Source organism: Rufibacter glacialis (assembly GCF_008271745.1).
Taxonomy (GTDB): domain Bacteria; phylum Bacteroidota; class Bacteroidia; order Cytophagales; family Hymenobacteraceae; genus Nibribacter; species Nibribacter glacialis.
On the sequence record NZ_VKKZ01000022.1, the window covers coordinates 257713 to 278314 of the forward strand.

The window sequence follows — 20602 nt, forward strand, 5'->3', positions numbered from 1 at the left end:
ATGAAAATTAATAAATTAAAGGTTGAAGATTTAAGGGCTAAGTGCATATCCCTAGGCCTACCCTCTGACGGTAATAAGCGTGAGCTGTTAGGAAGATTAGAGGCACAGAGCGTAAGTCAGAACGAAGAATCGAGCTTATTTGGAACTAATGTTATAGAGGGCAGTAATAAAAAGAGCTCTATCATAGAAAGAAACTCTTTTTATATTCAAATGAATATTGGGAATCTACCCATCTATTTAAGTAAAGGAGTCTTATACCCTAACTGCTTCGAAGATAATGAGGTTTATATTAAGGAGAATAGGAAACAAGATAATTTAAGCTTATTTCCAAATTATCTTGTTTTATCAAAGCATGCAATTAATGATTTTGATGAAACACAAGTTTTAGTGGAGGTTGTCTTGAATAACCAAGAAAATAGTAGGCTTTTAGAGAATACTAATTTGTTTTTTTTGAGCCAGCCATTGCCAGTCTCTAGAATTAGGTATGTGCATTTTTTTAATAATTCTGTAAGGAATTCATTTTTAGCTTCATTGAATTCTTTTCCTGACTCATATTTGCCAGAAAGTGTTACTTCTATTATTTCTGATAAACTAGATTCTATTTCATTATTAGATGTGCAATATGGAAATGAAGTATCTGAAAGAGATATTGAGCAATGGAAGGGCGTTTTATTAAAATTTGATAAAATTCTAGGGTCTATAGCATTTTTGAAAAATGCTTCTTTGCTATATTCTAATATAACAAATGAATTTAATGAATATTCACCAGGCTATTTCGATGTCTTAAGTCTAATAAATACATATGAAAGCGAGAGTAAAAAAATAAACGTATTTTTTAAATGGATTTTATTTCCTTCTGAAATTGAAGTTGAGGGTAATATTAATAGGTTTATTTTTAAAAGTATCATAGAGGGGATTTATGCTAATTTTGTATTTGATATTGATTGGGCAGTAGCTCTGATTGATGAATGTGTTAAATTGGAAAAAACAATAGAAAAGAGAGATGAGTTAAAGAAAATTGCTATTCTGTTTAATCAATATAAAAAGTTTAGTATTGACTATAAATCATTAATAGCAAATAAAGCAATTCAATCATCTCTGCCAGTTACGATTTTAGTATTCTTAATAAAGTTTTCTAATAAATCTTTAGGGCATACTGATAAGCAAGCTGTTAGAAATTATTTTAGTGGTGTTGACAATTCAATAGAAAAAGTTAATGCAGAATTTATTTTAGCTGTACTTGGGTTATATTATGGGTATAGGAATTTAGTTAAGACTGATGTTTTAAATTTTAGAAATGAATTCTATAAATCTTTAGGCAAAAACAGAGAAAATATTAAATTCCAGCTTAATTCATATTTTGATAGGTTTGCTATAGAAAGTGTGTTTGAATTTTGTAAGAAAGGATGCGCAAGGTTAAATAATAGTTTTGATTTTTTGGTATTCTCTGATAAAGCAAAATTGGAAATGGATAACCATATTAAATCGGATGTTTTGAATTTTAATAATGATGGTAAATATGTTGATAAGTCGGTAATTAAGTTTAACAAGTATTTGCCTATTTACAAACACCTTGACCCATTTGAATCTGTTTGTAGCTTAATTGATGGGTTTTATCCTAAAAATATTTCGCAACAGTATCATTTGTTTGCTTTTGTGTTCAATAATTTTCCAGAGCTTATAAATATTGATAAAGATAAATTGATTGAAAAATTGCGTGATTCAAGTAAGTTTAATTTAGATGAATTAGTTGCGGTTGCAGAAGTTGATAAAAAAATAAAAAATATAAGAAATAAATAAGTTAAATGAATATTGCTGAATTTGTATCTACAGTAAAGCGAATAGACACTGTCTACGAGTTTGAAAGATTTATTGATTCGAAGATTGTAAGTGTTAGATTGTATTATTATGGGTTAAAAAAAGTAGACCTTTTAGCGAGTGCTCATGAGTTTGAAGATTCGTTTTATGAGCTCAAGGATTGTGCCCTATTTAAAGAGGTCTTGTTATCTAGAGAACCTTATTCTGAGCAAATAATTAATTTATTAGTTTTTTTTGCTACTATTTTTGAAAGAATTAACCCAAATCCAATATTTGATATTGTCTCTAACTTGCCTGACTCTTCTATAAAGTTTAGATTATTAGCTCATATGTTAGCTTATGAGGAAATTGATAACGCAAAGACTCATTTCAGAATGAACTTCCTTCGAATTTTGGATTTACTAGCAAAGTCCCAATTCGATGGAGAAGAAGATTATACTCATGCTGTTGTAGTATTTTTAGTAAAAATGTATCAAAGGGCAGTAGTGAAACTGGCTGGTTATCATTTTTATGATGAAATAACTCATTTACAATCATTGTATATTAATGAAGATAATAAAAACAAGTACCCATTTCTTCTCCATCCACTAATTGAAAATGTAATTAGTGGTAATCTTGAAACCTTAGATGATTTAGTTGTTGATTCGAATAAATCAAAATTATATGTACCATCTGATAGGATGTTAGGGATTTTTGATTTAGAAATTGTAAAACCAATAATTAATCATGTCGATACTGAAGGGTATCAAATGCCTTTAGGATATCCTAGTAGAGTGGTTAGAGAGCAAATATTAGAATTTGGCAAAGCAGATTTTACTATAGGTTTTAGAAATCTAACAGATGATGATAAAGTATTGCTTTATTGTTATTTTAATATGCGTAAGCATTTTTTCACCACTTTTTTTGTATTAGAAAGGATTTATGATTCGCTCCTTTCGCTTTTTACTAATGCCAATCTTGTACCTATTTTCATTGATATTGGTTGCGGACCTTTAACATCTGGTTTAGCTATATCAGATTTGCATTATCAGAAGTCTGGGGAATTATTGAAAACTAATTATATAGGAATTGATATTTCCCCTGCTATGTTAAGAAAAGCTCATGGCTTTTGGAATAGAGGAATTTTTGCCAAAGAAAGTAGAGCCTCTTTTTTTTGTAGTTGGAATCAAATTTCAGATGATTTATTAGCAGATTATGTGGGTTTGCAAAACCCTATAATAATAAATGCGTCTTATCTTTTTGCAAGCAAATCCTTAGATGAAATTCAGTTAGCAAGGTTTATTAAAGGTGTTGCTAGGAGACATGAGCAAAGTAAATTATATTTTGTTTTTCAAAATCCAAATTCTTTGGAAAAAAATAATAAGTATTTAAGCTTTAAATCTCAATTTGAGTTTATAACGTATTTGAGTAATGTTGAACAAATAGATTATAAAACAAATCCATATAGTAGGAACGATGTTAGTGGTGAAGTTGTTTTTTTTGAAATTCTAGAACTTAAAAATTAGAAATGATGGCGCAGTTGGATTTGTTTTCTTCAGAAGCTAAAATTCCAAAAAATAAATTTGATGCCCTAAATAAAGTTAAAGGGTTAGTGTACTGTGAAAACTATATATCATCAGAAGAGCATTTTAACCTACTTCATTTTATTGATAACCAAGATTGGTTAGGTGATTTAAAAAGGAGAGTTCAGCATTATGGATATAAATACGATTATAAAAGCAGGAAGATTGATTACTCCATGTTTATTGGAGATCTTCCTGCATGGGCTTCCCATTTAGCACAAAGACTCTATAATGATGGATACATTAATTCTATTCCAGACCAAGTAATAGTAAATGAATATTTGCCTGGTCAAGGTATAGCTCATCATATTGATTGCGTTCCTTGCTTTGATGATACTATAATCTCATTGAGTTTAGGTTCACCTTGTATAATGGATATTTTATACAAGTTTGATAGAACTCTTAGAGTAGAAGTATTATTAGAACCAAGGAGCTTAATAGTTTTAAAGGGAGAGTCTCGATATAAATGGTTACATGGGATATCAGCCAGGAAAATAGATAATTTTAATGGAATTAGTTTTAATAGAGAAAGAAGGGTTTCCCTTACCTTTAGAAAGGTAATTATTGAATAACTGACAGAGAAGTAGTTGTTCTTTGTGTGAATAGAATAATTGCAATTGATAATATTTGTTTCTTGTTTTTAGCCTGTTTTTATTTAAGAAAGTTAACATTAAGTTTTCTTAAATTTTTGGTGTATGTGGTGTAGGTTGTCAATGCCCCTCTTCATAAACCCGCTCAATCCTTCTATCTGGTATTAACCACATCATCGCCACCAGCACATAGACCCCGTTCGCGGCCCAGGGGCTCCAGAAGGAGAGGGCGATGCCGGTCAGGTACAATACCGGGGAGATTTTGCCTTTCAGGTCAGGGCCAATGGCTTTAGCGAGCACAGAGTCTTTGCCGTCCTTTCTGATAATCATTTGCTCCAGTACCCAATAGGCAATAGAGCACAGGAGTAGGATGCCGCCGTACAAGGCCGTAGCCGCCGGCGCGAAGCTGTTTTCGCCCATCCAGCCGGTGGCAAAGGGAATCAAGGATAGCCAGAAGAGCAGGTGCAGGTTGGCCCAGAGAATACTGCCGTTCACCTTGCTGGTGCTGTGCAGCATGTGGTGGTGGTTGTTCCAGTAAATGCCCAGGTAGATAAAGCTGAGCACGTAGCTCAGGAACACGGGCAGGAGCGGGGCCAGGGCCGTCCATTCGGTGCCGTGCGGTACCTTGATCTCTAAGACCATTATGGTAATGATGATGGCTATCACCCCGTCACTGAATGCCTCAAGCCGCGTTTTGTTCATAGATAGTTGCGCCGGGTGGTTTCCCGTTGCCGGCAGGAAGGTACAAAAAAAAGCCGTTGGCTGGGAAGTGGAAAAGCGCACGCTTCTTTGGAACCTCTTTTTTGAAAAACAGGCCCCAAAGAAGCTGATGCTGGCAGATTAAAGAAAAGAAAAGGCTCCGTTTTTTACCAAGTTTCTAAAGACTGGTGAGGGGATTTCTTTGCCGCCAGGGGCAACTCAGGGCCTGGGGAGCCGTTTGTAAGGTATTCTAGGGAAGACCAGGAGGGTCAGCGGATACTGGTGGGCATTCCACGTTAAGCCAGAGGCAGCTTGGCCCTTGGGAACGGTGCTTCCAGCAGTAGTTTGAATCTGTAACCTCAGTCCATGGAATTTTCACTTTTTGGCGGGCCAGCTTTTTCACGTCCTCTCAGACGGGCCGCCTCCTTTCGTTTCCTCTTCTTTTTTACGTTTTTCTTGAGTGCCGTGGCGCCGGTAGAATCTGCCCTGGCCCAGGAAACCGCCAAAGAGCCGGCCGCTGACACCACCTCAGTGGTGGAAGAAATTCTGGCGCCCGACTGGCTCCCTGATTCGCTGGGCCGCCGCACGCCCCGGGGAACCGTGTCTGGTTTCATCAAAGCCATTTCAGAGGAGAATTATAACAAAGCGGCCCTTTTCCTCAACCTGGACAGTGCCCTGCAAGACGAGCAACACGGGGCCCGGCTGGCCCATGCCCTGCAACGCCTGTTGAACAAGGGAAACCTGACGCCCTATACCTTGATCAATGACACCTATGACGGCAAGACAGACGACAACCTGGGTCCTAACCTGGAGCGGGTTGGTTCGGCCTCAGTGAACGGCGAAACCTTTGACCTGTTCCTGGAGAAAACCGAAGACCCGGTCGGTGGCCCTATCTGGTTGTTTTCGTCCCAGACCGTTCAGCGTATTCCGGTCACCATAGAAGAAGTGTCCAAGCCCCTCGCGGACAAGGTCATGCCTGAGTTCACCATTGAGAAGAAGTGGGAAGGCATCCCCATCGGGCACTTGCTGGCGCTGCTGGTCACGGCCCTGTTCGCCTACGCGGCCGCCTGGGCCATTACCCGGGCTTTGGCGTACCTGCTGCGGCTGGTTTGGAAGAAAGCTACCCAGGAACCCACCATGGGCATTATCAAGGCGTTCACGCTGCCCATTCAGGTTTACTTGTCGCTGTGGCTCTTTATTTTCTCTAACCAGGAAATTGGCATCTCCATTATCGTGCGGCAGCGGTTCAGCCAACTGACCGTGATCATAGGCATGCTGGCGTTTCTGCTGCTGTTGTGGCGGTTGGTAGATGTGCTCACCCAGTTCCTGCAGCGCCGCATGATGAACCGCCACAACCTGGCGGGCCTGTCGGCGGTGCTGTTCCTGCGCCGGGGGGCCAAGATCGCCATCATCGCCTTCGGGATCATCGGTTTCCTGAGTTCGCTGGGCTTTGACGTGACCACGGGGCTGGCCGCTCTGGGGATTGGCGGTATCGCCCTGGCGTTGGGGGCGCAGAAAACCGTGGAGAACTTTGTAGGGAGCGTGACCCTTATTGCGGACCAGCCCATCAGGGTAGGTGATTTCTGCAAGGTGGGCGAGACCTCGGGTACCGTAGAGTCCATTGGCATGCGGTCTACGCGCCTCAGAACCAACGACCGCACAGTGGTCACCATTCCCAACGGCGATTTCTCTTCGCAGCGCATTGAGAACTTCGCCCACCGGGACCGCGTCTGGTTTCACCCCACCCTGGGCGTGCGGGCCGACTCCAGCCCAGACCAGATCAGGTACCTGCTGGTTGAATTGCGGTCATTGCTGTACTCGCACCCCAAGATTGATCCAGACAGTGCTCGGGTGCGGTTTGTGGGCATAGGCGCTTCTTCTTACAACCTGGAGGTGTTCTCTTACGTGCTGGTGAAAGACTACAACGAGTTTCTGGAGATCCAGGAAGACCTGCTGCTGCGCATGCTGGATATTGTGGAAGCCAGCGGCACCGGTTTGGCTTACCCCACGCAAACCTTGTTCATGGGCCGCGACACGGGCAAGTCAGAGGAGAAAACCCAGGCCACCGAGGAAAGGGTACAACAATGGCGCGATGCCGATGATTTGCAGCTTCCTAGTTTTGACGAGAAACGCATCAAAAGCCTCCGGAACAAAATCCCATACCCCACCAAGAAACCGCATTCCCCCAAGAAGTAACCTAACTCCCGCACCGGAAGCGTATGGTAATTAGGGAAACCCGAAAAAGGCCTGTTTTTCAGAAAACAGGCCTTTTTTATGCCCCAGCCCAAGCCTTTTGATAACAGCCTGAACTACGAAAAACACCCCGGAAACGGGGGCAGGTTTCTGGCCTGCGCTCGTTTCCGGGGTGTTTTGGAATAATCAATGGATTTCTTCCGGAAGTACTTTCCAGGGGAAATGGTAAAAACGCCCTTGAAACGGCCTTGGGCGAAAACCTCCATGAATTTCCCAAGAGTTTACCCATTTCCTTAGGCTGAAGACCTGGCGAAAAAAGCGTTAGGCAGGGTCAGGCTTTTTCCGATTGCGCTGGATGAGGCGGTGAATGTAGGTGAGTTTTTCCACCACAGGATCAGAGAAGGTCTCAGGCAGCAGGTCGGGGAGGCCCAGCGACCGGTTCACTTCGTTTACCCGCAGGCTTAGATCGGCGTAGCGCGTGAGCATTTCCTCTAGTTGGGTGTCTACCAGATCATGGTTGGGGAGTTGCAGCAGTTCCTGGTTGTCAGCGGTGTCCAGAACGGCCATCATGTCCAGGTAGGTGCCCCAGGTCTCGGCGAAGTCTTCCCAGGAGTGCATGGTGGCGTAGGCACTGATGTAGCTATGCGCCCAGTTGGCTTTGGGGCCGTTTTTGTAGTACTGGTCCATGGCGTCTGAATAGGACGGGTTTTCATGGTCGCCGAAGATGGCTTTGTAGGCTTCCTCGTCTTTGTCCTGCACCAGCAATTGCCAGTAGTAGTGGCCTATCTCATGCCTGAAATGGCCAATCAAGGTGCGGTGGGTTTCCCCGAAGGCGACGCGCAGTTTTTCCCGCTCCACCGGGTCCGCCTCCTGCAGGTTGATGGTGATCTTGCCATCGGCGTGGCCGGTAAAGACCTTTTCGCCTTTCTCCAGGCCCATCCAACCCAGCACCGATGAGGCTTCCACATCTTCCTTGAAGTCAAAGGAGAGGGGCAACTCAAAGTTAGAGGATTTAGAGCCGTACGGGAGGCCCAGCTGGTCCAGCAGGTAGAGCAGGCGCCGTTTGGCTACTTCTAAGTGGTACCATTTCTGGGGGTTGCCCTCCACTGACAGGTCTGGAATGGTCTCGGTGAGTTGGCAGTACCCGCATAGCTGCTGAAAATTGTGCGGCTGGCCCTGCGGGGTTTCAATCATGCGGTTACACACGTTGTGGGTAACGTAGTTACAACATTTCACCACGCTGGACCGGCACGTTGGATTGGTGCAGACATAGCCCCCCTTGCCGTCCAGCTCCATGGCATGGATGCCCTGGCAAACCGGGCACCAGCCTGTTTCGCGGTGACACTTCAGGCAGAAAGAATTCTCAAAGAACAACTTGTTGCCGCAACTGCAGTGAAATGTTTTCATGGTTTCTCTTGAGGAACAGAAAGCTGCTACTTCTGGTAAAACACCTGTTAAACGCAGAAGAAGCGCCGCCCTGGTTAAAGTGATAGGGTAGATTGGGCTTGTTGCTGTTGTTGCTGAGCGGCCTGTGGGGGTTCTAGCGGGGTTACTGTCACGCCATAGGTGGTTTTATGGCCGCCGTTCGTCTTTAAGGTTCCCCGCAGGGGGCTACAGTCGGCGTAATCAGAGCCGTGCGCCGCCTTGAGGTAGTGCCCGTCGGCCAGCAGGTGGTTGGTGGGGTCAAAGCCCTGCCAGCCGAAGCCCGGGATGTAGGCCTCGGCCCAGGCGTGCATCACCGCCGAGCCGGTCAGGTTCAGGCCCTGGTTCAGGTACCCAGAAACGTACCGGCACGGGATCTGGTTGAGCCGGGCAATGCCTATGAACAGGTGGGTGAAGTCCTGGCAAACGCCCCGGCGCAGTTTCAGGACCTCGTTGGCCGTGGTGCACACGTGCGTAGGCTCGGGGTCAAACTCCAGCAAGCCGTGCACAAATCGGTTCAACTGCTGCAGGTAATCATACACCAGCTGGTCTGGGGCCCGCATCAACAAGCCAGGGCGGTAGGCCTCCTTGATCTGCGTGTACTGCCCGGCGCCCAGAAACAAATGGTTTTCCAGGTAGAACAGGTGATCACAGAGGAGTTGCTGCTCCTCAGGCACCGACAAGATGCCTTCCAGCGGAAACAAGGGAGCGGTTTTCTCCACCAGGGCCCGCATCTGAAACTCAAAGACCTGGAACGGTTTCACCGTGTGCAGGCTGGTGACCTCAAACCCGAACGCGTTGGGGTGGTGGAATACCTCGGCCTCCAGAGAGTTAGACAAGGAGAGATGGCGTACTACCTGGCTATCATCATGGCAGGGAAGAACCAGGAAGGAATAGAACGCTTCCCTAACGGTTTCCTCATAGATGTTCTGGGTGCTGTACACCACCTCGTATTCTGTCTTCATTCTGGCGGAAGCCGCGGGGGCTTAGTTGTATTTCAGGTATTTGACGTCTAACTGGCTGGCGAGTTCATACACATTGTCAAGGGTTCTTTTCAGGAACTGCGGCGCCCGGTCTTCCACCTCCTCAATGGTGAGGTACTGGAAACGGCAGGCCAGCTTGCCGGCCATGAACTCCAGAGATTCCTTCCGGCTTTCTTCCTGGTTAAAAGAGATGCCCTCAATGCAATCGCGCACCCGGTTCATGCTATACGCAACAGATTTGGGAAACTGGGTATCAAAAAGCAGAAAATCTAACACGTGTGACCGGGTGGGGCTGGTTTTGTGGCAGCGCATGAACATGTCAAAGGCCTCGGTGCTCTTAAGGGTGGTGCTCCACTGGTAGTTTTCCAAGGCGCTTTCCTGGGTATTCATCTCCAGTTTCTCAATGTCGTCTAGCTTGGTTTGCAGAATCCGGACCACCTGGATCACGCGTTCCAGGTGCATGCCCAGCGAAATGAGCATCCAGACGTCATTGTGGAGCAGCGTGTTCTCTATGTACCCTTTGGTGATGTAGCTGTTCTCTTCAATACGCCGGGCGAAGAACTCAATCTCTTCAGAGGGCATCTCAGAGGTCATGAGTTCATTGACCTTGTGGTAAAACCGGTTAATGGCTTCCCACAACTCAATGGAGATGTTGTCACGGGAGCCGCGGGCATTCTCCCGGATGCGGCCAATATAGCTGATGATGGAGAAGGCGTTGTCTTCCGAGATGGAGATGAAGTCAATGACCTTGTCGTCTTCCAGTTTCTCATGCAGGGCCAGGTACGCGTCTTTGCTGCCCGCCATGTCCAGGATAGATTCCAGGATCAGCTCGCGGTTCTGCCCCAACGGGGCATCTACGCTGGAGACATACTGTACCCGGGTGTAACGGGCAATGTGTTCGGCTCTCTCAATGTAGCGCCCCATCCAAAACAAGCTGTTGCCAATTCGTGAAAGCATAATGTTTTTATAGTTCTGAGTCCTGAGTCTTGAGTTCTGAGTCAGGAGGTTGGTGTACGTGGTAATAGGTGGGAGTAGGGGCAATCCCTTGTGGTTGCCCTTCTCTGTTTTTAAGTAAATATTCTCCCCTTGAGGGGAGCGAAGAGGGGTGTTGACACCTTGCGATCCACGCATTGCGGATCATGTGCTTCGTACGAACATAGGTGGAGTAGTATCGCTGCCATCTGTGCTCTCCTGTGTCAACACCCCTCTTCCTCTACCCTCACGGCTAGAGTCTGCAGTGAGAAGCCTAAAAGTAATTCACCGGCTATTCGGCGCCTGGTTTGGCCATAGACATGCCTTCCGGGCCCATGGTCATAGTTTGCCCGTTCATGGTCATGCTTTGGGACATAGACCCATTTTGCTGCATAGAGGCGTTGTTGGAGCCGTCGTCCATCATAACCCAGGTGTCTTTGGAGCCGCCGCCCTGCGAGGAGTTCACAATGAGGCTGCCTTTTTTGAGGGCCACGCGGGAAAGTCCGCCTTTGAGCACGAACTGCCGGTCTTTGCCCAGCAGGGTGAACGTGCGCAGGTCCACGTGGCGGGGCTCAAACTGGTCTTCGCCCTCAATGAAGGTGGCGTGCATAGACAGGTCCATGATGGGCTGGGCAATGTATTTGCGCCGGTTTTCAGAAATGAGGGTTTTAAACTCCTTCAGCTCTTCCTGGGTGGCCTTGTTCCCGATCAGGATGCCGTAGCCACCGCTTTCATCCACGGGTTTGATGACTAGGTTGGCCATGTTCTCCAGCACGTACTTGAAATCATCTTCCTTCTCACAGCGGTAGGTGTGCACGTTGTTGAGGATGGGCTCCTGGTTCAGGTAGTATTTGATGATCTCGGGCACATAGGTGTACACGGCCTTGTCATCGGCGAAGCCGGTACCGGGGGCGTTGATCAAATTCACGTTGCCTTTCTTGTAGGCGGCCATGATGCCGGGCACGCCCAGGAGCGAATCTGGTTTGAAGGCCATTGGGTCCAGGAAGTCATCATCCAGGCGGCGGTACACAACGTCTACCCGTTTGGGGCCGTTGATGGTTTTCATGTACACAAAGCTGCGCTCTACGTACAGGTCGCGGCCTTCTACCAGGGGCACCCCCATGGTAAGGGCCAGGAACGCGTGCTCATAGTACGCCGAGTTGTACACGCCCGGGGTGAGCACCACGCAGTTGGGGGCATCAATGCCGTGCGGTGACACTGACTGCATGGTGGCCAGCAGCTCCTGCGGGTATTCCTGCACCGTGCGCACGTTGAACTGCCGCACCATCTGGAAGAGGGTGCGTTTCATGGCTACCCGGTTAGAGAGCACGTAGCTGATGCCCGAAGGGCACCGCAGGTTGTCTTCCAGCACGTAATACTCGCCATCTGAGTGCTTGATGAGGTCGGTGCCGGAGATGTGGTTGTAGATGCCGCCCACTGGTTTAATGTCCAGCATGGCCTTGAGGTAGTTCTTGGAGGAGAAGATCAGCTCGGCGGGCACTACTTTGTCTCTGAGGATGTGCTGCTTGGAGTAGATGTCCTGAATGAAGAGGTTCATGGCCACGCAGCGCTGCAGAATGCCTTCCTCTACCCGGGCCCACTCGGTGGCCGGGATAATGCGGGGGAACAGGTCAAAAGGGAAAATACGCTCCACGCCCTTTGCCTTGTCTGAGTACACCGAGAAGGTGATGCCCTGGTTGAAAAAGGACATCTTGGCGTGCTCATTGAGTTCTTTGAACTCTTCTTTGGAGAACTCCAGGAACTGCCGGTACACGTTCTCATAGTGGGGGTGCACCTGGCCCGGGGCATTGAATACTTCGTCTAGAAACTGCGGCGGAATCTGGTAGTTCCGGAATACATCACTGGTCTGGGTCTGGCGCATGGCTGCATCCATAGGGTCTTTGGGGGCTAAACAGTTAAGCTGGTTTGAGGATATTCTTTCGCGGTGGTGCAACTGGTAGGAAGCCGTCACCTAGGCATGACCTCCTGGGAAGGTCCTTGAAGTTGGCTGTCACTTTGGTCTTTTATTATGTTCAGCAGGTGGCGCGGGGTAAATATCATACCTTCAGGCAGGGAGGTTTAGGGTGGAGGCAAGGGCATTTCACAGGTGCCTGGTGCCTTCTTAGATTGCCCCTTACGCAAAAGGGGGAGGGTTTTGTTGACCTCTTTGCCGTTTCTGACCCGTTTTTCTCAAAATACAGTATTTGCCTAGGCTCAGCTACGTAGTTCACGCAAAATAGAAGAACTAGCGCCGCGCTCTGCGGCGTTTTCTTCCTCTATATTCCCTTTTGATAGATACGGAAAGGGTAGAGAAATCTAAGGTGCTCTGGGTCTGGGTACTAGGTGGCGCGTGGTCTGGTGTTTCAGGCCTCTTTTGGAAAAAGAGGCCTGAAACCATTGTGTTCCGGCCCTGCCTATGGAGTAAGTTTAGAAAGGGGCGTCCATAAAGGCAGTAGAAAACGCCTGCCGGGTACCTGATAGGCAAAAGAGAGGAAGAGAAAACCCAGAAGAGCCGGCGCAGGCCTTGAAAGGAGAAGGAACTGTGGTGAATCCTCTGGGACCGGCATTTTACGACAATAGCCTTGTACGTTTTGGGCAAGTGCAAGTGGTTAAGTGGACTCCTAACTTCAGAAGGAGAAGGCTATCTAGAGTGCGCTTCAGGCACATCCTGGGAAGTATCAAGTAAGTAGACCCTTCCGCTTTATACAGGTCACATGTTTGTATAAATCTCTTTAAATCAGTAAATTATAATAGGTAACGGGGTTGAATTACCCATAAGTGGGTATTTGCTGCGGGAAAACCATACCCTACCTTAGGCTACCTCCATTGCCAAGAGTTGTCACCTCTAAAGCCAACGCCATGTTAGATCCAGTATTCAATGCCACGTTTGCGGCTAAGTCCTTGTCAGACATGGCCAGCGCTGAAATAGCCAAAGCCTCCAACCTCTTGTATGAGAAGGCGTCTAAGGCAAAGGAGAAATACCAACAGCACCGGTTCAATCCTGACGACCCCATTGAGGTATTGCGCAACAACTGCCTGAGCAAAATCTGTACGCTGCAACATCAGGTAGTGCTTTGTGTCATTGATGCTGACTTTCTGAGGAAGGTGATGCCTTTGCTCCTGGACCACGTGGGGAACGTGTATGAGGCCACCACCACCCAGGAACTAAGGATCATGGACATGAGTTTGGCCCGCATAGAGAATGCCATCAACTCCTATAAACGAGAAAAAGATAGAAGGAAGAACATCAGGATGGTGGCGGTGGTGGTTTCTTTGGCCAGTCTGGTGGGCATCAGCCTGTTTCTGTGGTATGGCTCCACGCACTGGAACATCACCACTGAAACCACCATCAAGATTCTCTCTATCCCGGTGCCAGTGTTGATCTGGAGCATCTTAGGAAGTTTTTCGGCCATCTTGTACCGGTTCACCAATGCCGGCGACAAAGAACTGAACGAGCCCTTGCGGTGGCTGTTCGCCCGGCCTTTGACCGGCATCATCATGGGGGTAATCTCTTACCTGGTGCTCAAGGTGGGGTTGTTGACCATTCAAGGGTCTGAGGCGGGAACAGGCATTGGCAACCCCGAGGTGATTTGGCTTATTGCTTTCTTAGCGGGTTTCAGTGACCGGTTTTCTGAATCTCTCTTACGCACCGTGGTAGGCAAGTTTGGGGGCGACAAAGAAGGCGAATTGGTTTCCATGGAAATGCGGTCAACCAGTACCACCGTAGAATCGCATAGCCCTTATCTGGAAGTGATAGGCGAAAGAACCCAGGGTGACAACCCTGCGAGAGAAGTAGACGAGCGGCTTTTAGTAGACCAGGCAGACGCCGCCATTCCTACCGGTACCCCTATGGGAGAAGCAGCACCCCCCAACAAGGTGAAGAAAGTAGAGACCGAAAAAATTGAAATCACCCAAACCAAAACAGATGCTGACAAGTCCTGACCGTTCCTATTCTATTTCTGGTGTACCAGGTTGTAGGAGGGAAAGGAAATAAGCGTAAGAAAGGAGTTAGAAGCATTGAAATATACCATACACCAGAAGCTCCATCTATTTTAAGATGGAGCTTCTGGTGTATAAAAGGCAACGGATTGGAAAGAGGGGTGAAGAGGATAGTTTACCTAAGGAGCCCTTCAACCCGAATCTACCTATTCATAAGCAGAACAAACTTCTTCCTACAGATAACTGAGCCTTTTCATGCCGCAAGTTTGAGCGAAGCGGTAACTTGTGGCTTACATTAATGCCAGTTTGTAACTGGCGTAGGATGCAATCCTAAAATGCAAAACGCCAGTTTCAAACTGACTAACATTTCTCCTCCATTTACCGCTGCGCTCCAACTGGAAGTATGGTTCTCTTCAGTTTTAAAGCAGATGCTACAGATAACTCAGCCACTTCTTCTCGGCGTGGGCGGCTTTGTAGCGGCTGTACCAGCGGCAGGCGGGGTAGAGCACCAACACCACCGCTACCCAGACCAGGTACACATAGGGCAGCTCCACGCCCACGCCTACTTTGGGCCGGCCAAACTCCAGCGTGCCGAACGGCAGTTGCTGCCAGGTGAGGCCCTGCCAGAACATGAGCAACAGCATGCCGGTGTGAATGAGGTACCAGTGCGCCAGGTAGAAGAACAGCGGCACCCGGCCGTAGACGGTCAAGAAGCGGGCAAAACCGTTTTGGGCCCGTTCCAGCAAAACCAGCGCTAAAAACATAAGCCCTAGGAACAAGGCCGCGTACAACAGGGACGGCGGGTATTTGGTTACGTTCAGGAACGACAGCACCGTGAACACCGCCGTTTTCTGCACCGCCCAGGGGTTAGGATCTCCGTAGACCTGCACGTACCGCAGCACGGCGAACACGCCCAGGGCCACCGCCGCTGAAAGCCAGAGCAGCTTCCGGCGTTCTGGCTCCGTTTTCCTGAAAACAGGCCCAAAACCGAAGCCCAGCAGCAGAATGCCCAGCCACGGGATCACCGGATACGCCACCAGAAACGAAAAATGCTCAGTGGCCGGGAAGAACCCCTGGCGGAACAGCAGGGAATAGGCGAATTTACCCGCCATGCCCTCCGCCGGACCTACTTGCGGCAGCAGGTTGTGCAGCAGGATAATAGCCAACCCGATCCCTCCAATGACTTTGGCCGGGAGCCGTAGCAACGCTGCCAGCACCACAAACCCGAACCCGATGGCAAAGATCACCTGGAACATGGTCGTCCGGAAGAAGATGTCAAACCAGATCCCGAAGCTGATGATCGTGACCTCCAGCACCATAAGCCAGACGCCTCGGGAAAGCAGGAACCGCTGGGCGCGCCCATAGTTTCCGTCTCGGTGCAGCGACAGGTAGGCAGAGGTGCCCGCCAGGAACACAAAGGTGGGCGCGCAGAAATGCGTGACCCAGCGTGTCAGGAACAGGGCCAGGGTAGTGGTGTCAAACGACAGCGGGTCTTGCGCCAGCGAGGTGGTGTGCCACAGATCGCGCACGTGGTCTAGCGCCATGATCACAATGGCCAAGCCTCGCACCACATCAATGGAGGAAACCCGGGTTTGGCGGGCTTGCGCCAGCGGGGTAGAAGCTTCGGTGCGGAGCATGAGCGGAAAGGCTTGGATGGTTTGATGCTGTTTCTAAGGTAAGAATCCTCCCCCTTCTTTCCTATATGCTCAAGGCCAGCGAAGTAAGTGTAAAGAAAGATTGTTGATATGTAATTTTTCTGTAGTGGTCTATCCTGTATGATGGATAAGAGGAGGTGGGATTCTGAGCCTGTATCACATAATGCCTTTACGGTTAAATAGCGCAATCCAGTAGAAGGCTTTTGCTGATTGTCAAACCTATTTGGGCGTCAGCATATATGGTAGTCAACAGCCAATTTTTTTTGTCCTCCTTTAAGGATCTGGTTGGCAATCTGTAATTCCTTGACGCCAGGCCTTTTCTGGTTCGTCCACCAGGCCCTTTCAGGGGGGCAGAGTAGGGAAAGGATATGTATTGCTGTCAAATATACTTTATGGCTATCCACCGCCTTGAATCTGCGCTAATAAAACTACTTGCATTAACAAGTGAATACTTTATCCCCTTCCATTTGGTTGGAAGTACATTCTGATTACAGGCAGATTTTCATAAAACAGCCTGCAAACAAAAGTTGCTTTGTATAGGGGAGGAACGGGGAAGTAAAACCGCTGCTTTGGCCTTTCGTAACTGGGGTTGACGTTCGTCTCCTAATTTCACGGCATGGCACAAGATTTTACTTCTCTCTCTAATATTTCTTTCACCGTCATCGTTCGCGGAGCGCGCGCATAATTTAAAGAACGTAGACCTATCTATACCCCGAGATGCGCTGGTGGTGTTCACAGGCGTGTCGGGATCGTGGATTCGTCGCTGGCGGTGGAGACGCTGTACGCTGAAGCACATCGCAGATACCCACCTTTATGATCGTCTTGTTTAACGTCTACTTTCCCGAAAAAGCCCTCCAATAGAACTGTAGCAACTTAGGAGGCAAGCTTTTCAAATTCGTCCTTAGGCAACGCCAAACCTTTTGTGGCTCAATTTTGTATAGATTATAATAACTTTGTAAATAGTAGTGTTGAAGTAGTTGCAAGAGTTACTTACAAAAGCACGTAAACAAGAAAGGAGAGCCTGATGGCAACCGAAACAAAACGAAAAGTAGACTGGGACCAGGTAGTGAAGCAAATGGCCGCTGATAAAAAGCGGATTGAAGCTTACCTTGAAAACCCTGAAGAGAAACAAATCAATGACATCAAGTTCGTCAAACCTGAATCCTTACGAACTTCTAGAAGTAAGTAGTGGATTTCAATTCTTAACGGATCAGGGTAAAGCCTACTTCGTATATACAACTGAAGCAGAAGGGTACTTTCCAGAAGGTACCCTTTTTGCTGCCCATGCCTTTATGTTCGGGTTTAAGCCACTGCGTGAAAACCAACATTCTTTAGAGGAGACTACTTCTCCCTTCCATTCTTTCCCAAGGTCTCGTTTTATTACCTTTGATCCCAGAATTTCAGATACTATTGTTTCTTTCATTCTGGAGTTATTCAAAGACAAAAGAATCGTGCTTCTGTATGTTTGTGACCCGTCAGATAGCAGGCAAGGAGTCCGGGCGAAGCTCTTTGATATATGGTTCCGCCAATACAGGATTCAAAATATCATCAAAGTCACCCTCGCCAACACTTCTTCGGTGTCCGCCTGTATGCTTTTTAGCAGTGAGAACACTTATAAAGGGGAAATAGAAGACTGCCTCCCTGAAATGATGGAGAAGATAAGCAACTACTTGGAGTAACAAGAGGGTACTTTTATACTCTTCCTTCTGGTTGGAAGTACCTCCTGTTTACAGGCAGATTTTCATAAAACAGCTTGCTAACAAAGTTGCCTTGTATTGGGTGGGGTAGGAAAGGGGAAGTAAAACCGCTGCTTCGGCCTTTCGTAAGCGGGGTTGACCTTCGTTTCCTACTTTTACAGCATGGCACAAGATTTTTCTTCTCCCCCTAATACTCCTTTCACCGGCTTCGTCACCGTTCGCGGGGCACGCGAGCATAACCTCAAGAACGTAGACCTATCTATACCCCGAGATGCGCTGGTCGTGTTCACCGGTGTGTCAGGGTCGGGCAAGTCGTCGCTGGCGTTTGGCACCTTGTACGCCGAGGCCCAGCGCCGGTACCTGGAGAGCGTGAGCCCCTACGCGCGGCGGCTGTTCCACCAGATGGCCGTGCCCGAGGTAGACGCCATTGAGGGCCTGCCCCCGGCCGTGGCCCTGCAGCAACAGCGCGGCACGCCTACCACGCGCTCCAGCGTGGGCAGCGTGACCACGCTCTCCAGCCTGGTGCGCATGCTTTATAGCCGGGCCGGAGATTACCCCAAGGGCCAAGGCATCATCTACGCCGAGGCCTTTTCGCCCAACACCCCCGAGGGCGCGTGCCCCACCTGCCACGGCCTGGGCCGCATCTATGATGTCACCGAGCAAAGCATGGTGCCCGACCCTTCGCTCACCATCCGGGAGCGGGCCATTGCCGCCTGGCCCATGGCCTGGGGCGGGCAGAACCAGCGCGACATTCTGGTGACCCTGGGCTTTGACGTGGACCGCCCTTGGCGCGATCTGCCCCAGAAAGACCGCGACTGGATTCTCTTCACCGACGACCAACCCGTGGTGCCCGTGTACCCCGGCTATTCGCCCGAACAGACCCAGCGCGCCTTCAAACGCAAAGAGGAACCCAACTACATGGGCACCTTCTCCAGCGCCCGGCGGCACGTGTTCCATACGTTTGCCAACACCCACAGCCCCCAGATGAAAAAGCGGGTGCTGCAGTACATGCTCCACACCGACTGCCCCACCTGCCAGGGCAAACGCCTCAACCCCGCCTCGCTTTCCGTCACCTTCGCGGGCCTTGACATCACGGAGTTTTCCCGCCTGCCGCTGCAGCGCGTGGCCCAGACCCTGCAACCGTACGTGAATGCCGTTACCAACCCCCACACCCAACACGAGGAGGAACACCCCGAGCAGGTGATTGCCAAGCAGCGCATCGCGCAGGATTTGGTAGCGCGTATTCAGGTGCTGCTGGATTTGGGGCTAGGATATCTGGCGCTGGAACGCAGTACGCCTACCTTGTCGCCCGGCGAGTTGCAGCGCCTGCGGCTGGCCACGCAGCTGTACTCGCACCTGTTCGGCGTGGTGTACGTGCTGGACGAACCCTCGGCGGGCCTGCACCCCAGTGACACGCTGGCCCTGCTCACCGCCCTGGCCAACCTGAAGAAAGCCGGCAACTCCCTGTTTGTGGTGGAGCATAACCTGGACGTAATCCGGCAAGCCGATTGGCTCGTGGACGTGGGCCCCGCGGCCGGCGAGAAAGGCGGCGAAATCCTCTACAGCGGCCCGCCCGATGGCCTGCAGCAGGTGGCCAACTCCCAGACCGCGGCCTACCTGTTCGGCTTGGCGCCGATGCCATCGCGTGAGCGCCGCTCACCTGCCGGCTGGCTCAAGCTGAGCGGCGTGACCCGCAACAACCTCCATAACCTGGATGCCGAATTTCCGCTGGGCGCGTTCACCACGGTCACGGGCGTGTCGGGCTCGGGCAAGAGCAGTCTGGTAAGCCAGGTATTGGTAGAGCTGGTGGCCGAACAGTTGGGCCAGGAAATCCAGGCGGAGGAAGAGGAGGGAGATGACCTGGAACGGGCCGCGCCGCAGACCACCGGTGGCCGAATCGTGAGTGGGATGGAGCACATCCGGCGGCTGGTGCGGGTAGACCAGAAAGCCATCGGGCGCACGCCCCGTTCCAACATGGCCACCTATACCGGCCTCTTTGACCACGTGCGCAAACTCTTCGCGGCCACGCCGCTGGCCAAGAAACGCCGCTATGACGCGGGCCGCTTCTCGTTCAACGTGGCCAAAGGCCGCTGCGAGAACTGCCAGGGCGAGGGCTTCGTGATGGTGGAACTGCTTTTCCTGCCCAGCGTGTACGCGCCCTGCCCCGTCTGCCACGGCGCCCGCTACAACGCGCCCACGCTGGAGGTGACCTACAAGGACTTTAACATCGCCCAGGTCCTGAACCTCACCGTAGACGCCGCCGGCGAATTCTTCGATGAGGAACCCGCCATCCACCGCGCCCTGACCGTGCTGCGCGATGTAGGCCTGGGCTACCTGCGCCTGGGGCAGCCCGCCACCGAGCTCTCGGGCGGCGAGGCCCAGCGCATCAAACTCGCCACCGAACTCCAGCGCGCCAACCGCGGCAACACCCTTTATGTCCTGGACGAGCCCACCACCGGCCTGCACCCGGCAGACGTGGAGAAACTCATGGCCCAACTGGACACGCTGGTAGAGGCCGGCAATACCGTGCTGGTGGTGGAACACACCATGCGCGTAGCCGCCGCCTCTGACTGGGTCATCGACATCGGACCCGGAGCAGGGGAGGAGGGCGGCCAGATCGTGGCTACCGGCACGCCGGAGGAAGTAGCGGCTGCCTCCATGAGCAAGACGGCCCCTTTTCTGGCGAAAGAACTAGGAATTAAGAATTAGGAATGGTGCTTTTTGGGAGGTTTTTTGGGAATTGAGGCCTTGATCGATTTAAGGTATTTCTTTACCTGCCGGAAACTTGAGCCTTATCTGCCCCTTTACCTGCCGCAAGTTTGAGCGAAGCGGTAACTTGTGGCTGACAATGAAGCCAGTTTGTAACTGGCTTGGTCATAATTAGGTAGTGTGTTGCGCCAGTTACAAACTGACGGTCATTTCTACTCCAAGTTACCGCTTCGCTCAAACTTGAAGTATGTTTTGTTTTTGGGCCGGTTCCTTAACTTCAGGGCTTAAACAGTGGTGTTTCCATCACCTATCATCCGTCACCTCCATAGTCAATAGCGCTTTCATGCCGCAAGTTTGAGCGGA

The 20602-nt window shown here is 49.6% G+C and carries 13 protein-coding genes; 7 read left to right on the top strand and 6 right to left on the bottom strand.

Features of this window, described 5'->3' with window-relative positions; all coding sequences use genetic code 11:
- From FOE74_RS14945 to FOE74_RS14955, 3 genes are read left to right on the top strand one after another with little or no spacing between them, the layout of a single operon-like run.
- Positions 1–1800 carry an SAP domain-containing protein gene (locus tag FOE74_RS14945; protein ID WP_149099430.1) on the top strand — a complete coding sequence of 600 codons (1800 nt, stop codon included), beginning with the start codon at positions 1–3 and terminating at the stop codon, positions 1798–1800.
- A 5-nt stretch (positions 1801–1805) separates the two neighbouring features.
- Complete coding sequence (locus FOE74_RS14950; RefSeq protein ID WP_149099431.1) at positions 1806–3323, top strand: class I SAM-dependent methyltransferase; 1518 nt, start codon at positions 1806–1808, stop codon at positions 3321–3323.
- Positions 3324–3325: 2 nt separating this feature from the next.
- The gene (locus FOE74_RS14955) at positions 3326–3952 is read left to right on the top strand and encodes an alpha-ketoglutarate-dependent dioxygenase AlkB (RefSeq protein ID WP_225840833.1); all 627 of its coding nucleotides are present in this window, start codon (positions 3326–3328) and stop codon (positions 3950–3952) included.
- A 138-nt stretch (positions 3953–4090) separates the two neighbouring features.
- Here the strand turns inward: FOE74_RS14955 and FOE74_RS14960 are convergent, their stop codons facing one another.
- On the bottom strand, positions 4091–4672 hold the full coding sequence (locus tag FOE74_RS14960; RefSeq protein ID WP_149099433.1) for a TMEM175 family protein: 582 nt from the start codon (positions 4670–4672) through the stop codon (positions 4091–4093).
- Between the two features lie 363 nt (positions 4673–5035).
- Here FOE74_RS14960 and FOE74_RS14965 point away from each other — a divergent pair, with 363 nt between their 5' ends.
- A complete protein-coding gene (locus tag FOE74_RS14965; RefSeq protein ID WP_149099434.1) occupies positions 5036–6865 on the top strand; it encodes a mechanosensitive ion channel family protein in 1830 nt (609 codons plus the stop codon).
- Between the two features lie 318 nt (positions 6866–7183).
- Here the strand turns inward: FOE74_RS14965 and FOE74_RS14970 are convergent, their stop codons facing one another.
- The 4 genes from FOE74_RS14970 to FOE74_RS14985 form a co-directional block, all read right to left on the bottom strand.
- Positions 7184–8269, bottom strand: coding sequence for a zinc-binding metallopeptidase family protein (locus FOE74_RS14970; RefSeq protein WP_149099435.1), 1086 nt, complete (start codon positions 8267–8269; stop codon positions 7184–7186).
- A gap of 74 nt (positions 8270–8343) precedes the next feature.
- Entirely contained in the window at positions 8344–9249 is a 906-nt protein-coding gene (locus tag FOE74_RS14975) for a transglutaminase-like domain-containing protein (protein WP_149099436.1), read from the bottom strand.
- A 21-nt stretch (positions 9250–9270) separates the two neighbouring features.
- Positions 9271–10224 (bottom strand): alpha-E domain-containing protein, encoded by a 954-nt coding sequence (locus tag FOE74_RS14980; RefSeq protein ID WP_188686816.1) that lies wholly within the window; start codon positions 10222–10224, stop codon positions 9271–9273.
- A 307-nt stretch (positions 10225–10531) separates the two neighbouring features.
- On the bottom strand, positions 10532–12133 hold the full coding sequence (locus FOE74_RS14985) for a circularly permuted type 2 ATP-grasp protein (protein WP_225840835.1): 1602 nt from the start codon (positions 12131–12133) through the stop codon (positions 10532–10534).
- Between the two features lie 965 nt (positions 12134–13098).
- Here FOE74_RS14985 and FOE74_RS14990 point away from each other — a divergent pair.
- A complete protein-coding gene (locus FOE74_RS14990; protein ID WP_149099438.1) occupies positions 13099–14181 on the top strand; it encodes a hypothetical protein in 1083 nt (360 codons plus the stop codon).
- A gap of 428 nt (positions 14182–14609) precedes the next feature.
- Here FOE74_RS14990 and FOE74_RS14995 read toward each other — a convergent pair whose 3' ends face one another.
- Positions 14610–15815 (bottom strand): DUF1624 domain-containing protein, encoded by a 1206-nt coding sequence (locus FOE74_RS14995; RefSeq protein WP_149099439.1) that lies wholly within the window; start codon positions 15813–15815, stop codon positions 14610–14612.
- A gap of 1127 nt (positions 15816–16942) precedes the next feature.
- Between FOE74_RS14995 and FOE74_RS15000 the strand changes: the two genes are divergently transcribed.
- Both FOE74_RS15000 and uvrA read left to right on the top strand, forming a co-directional pair.
- A complete protein-coding gene (locus tag FOE74_RS15000) occupies positions 16943–17512 on the top strand; it encodes a DUF6169 family protein (protein WP_149099440.1) in 570 nt (189 codons plus the stop codon).
- A 180-nt stretch (positions 17513–17692) separates the two neighbouring features.
- A complete protein-coding gene (uvrA, locus tag FOE74_RS15005; protein WP_149099441.1) occupies positions 17693–20239 on the top strand; it encodes an excinuclease ABC subunit UvrA in 2547 nt (848 codons plus the stop codon).
- Positions 20240–20602: the final 363 nt, after the last annotated feature.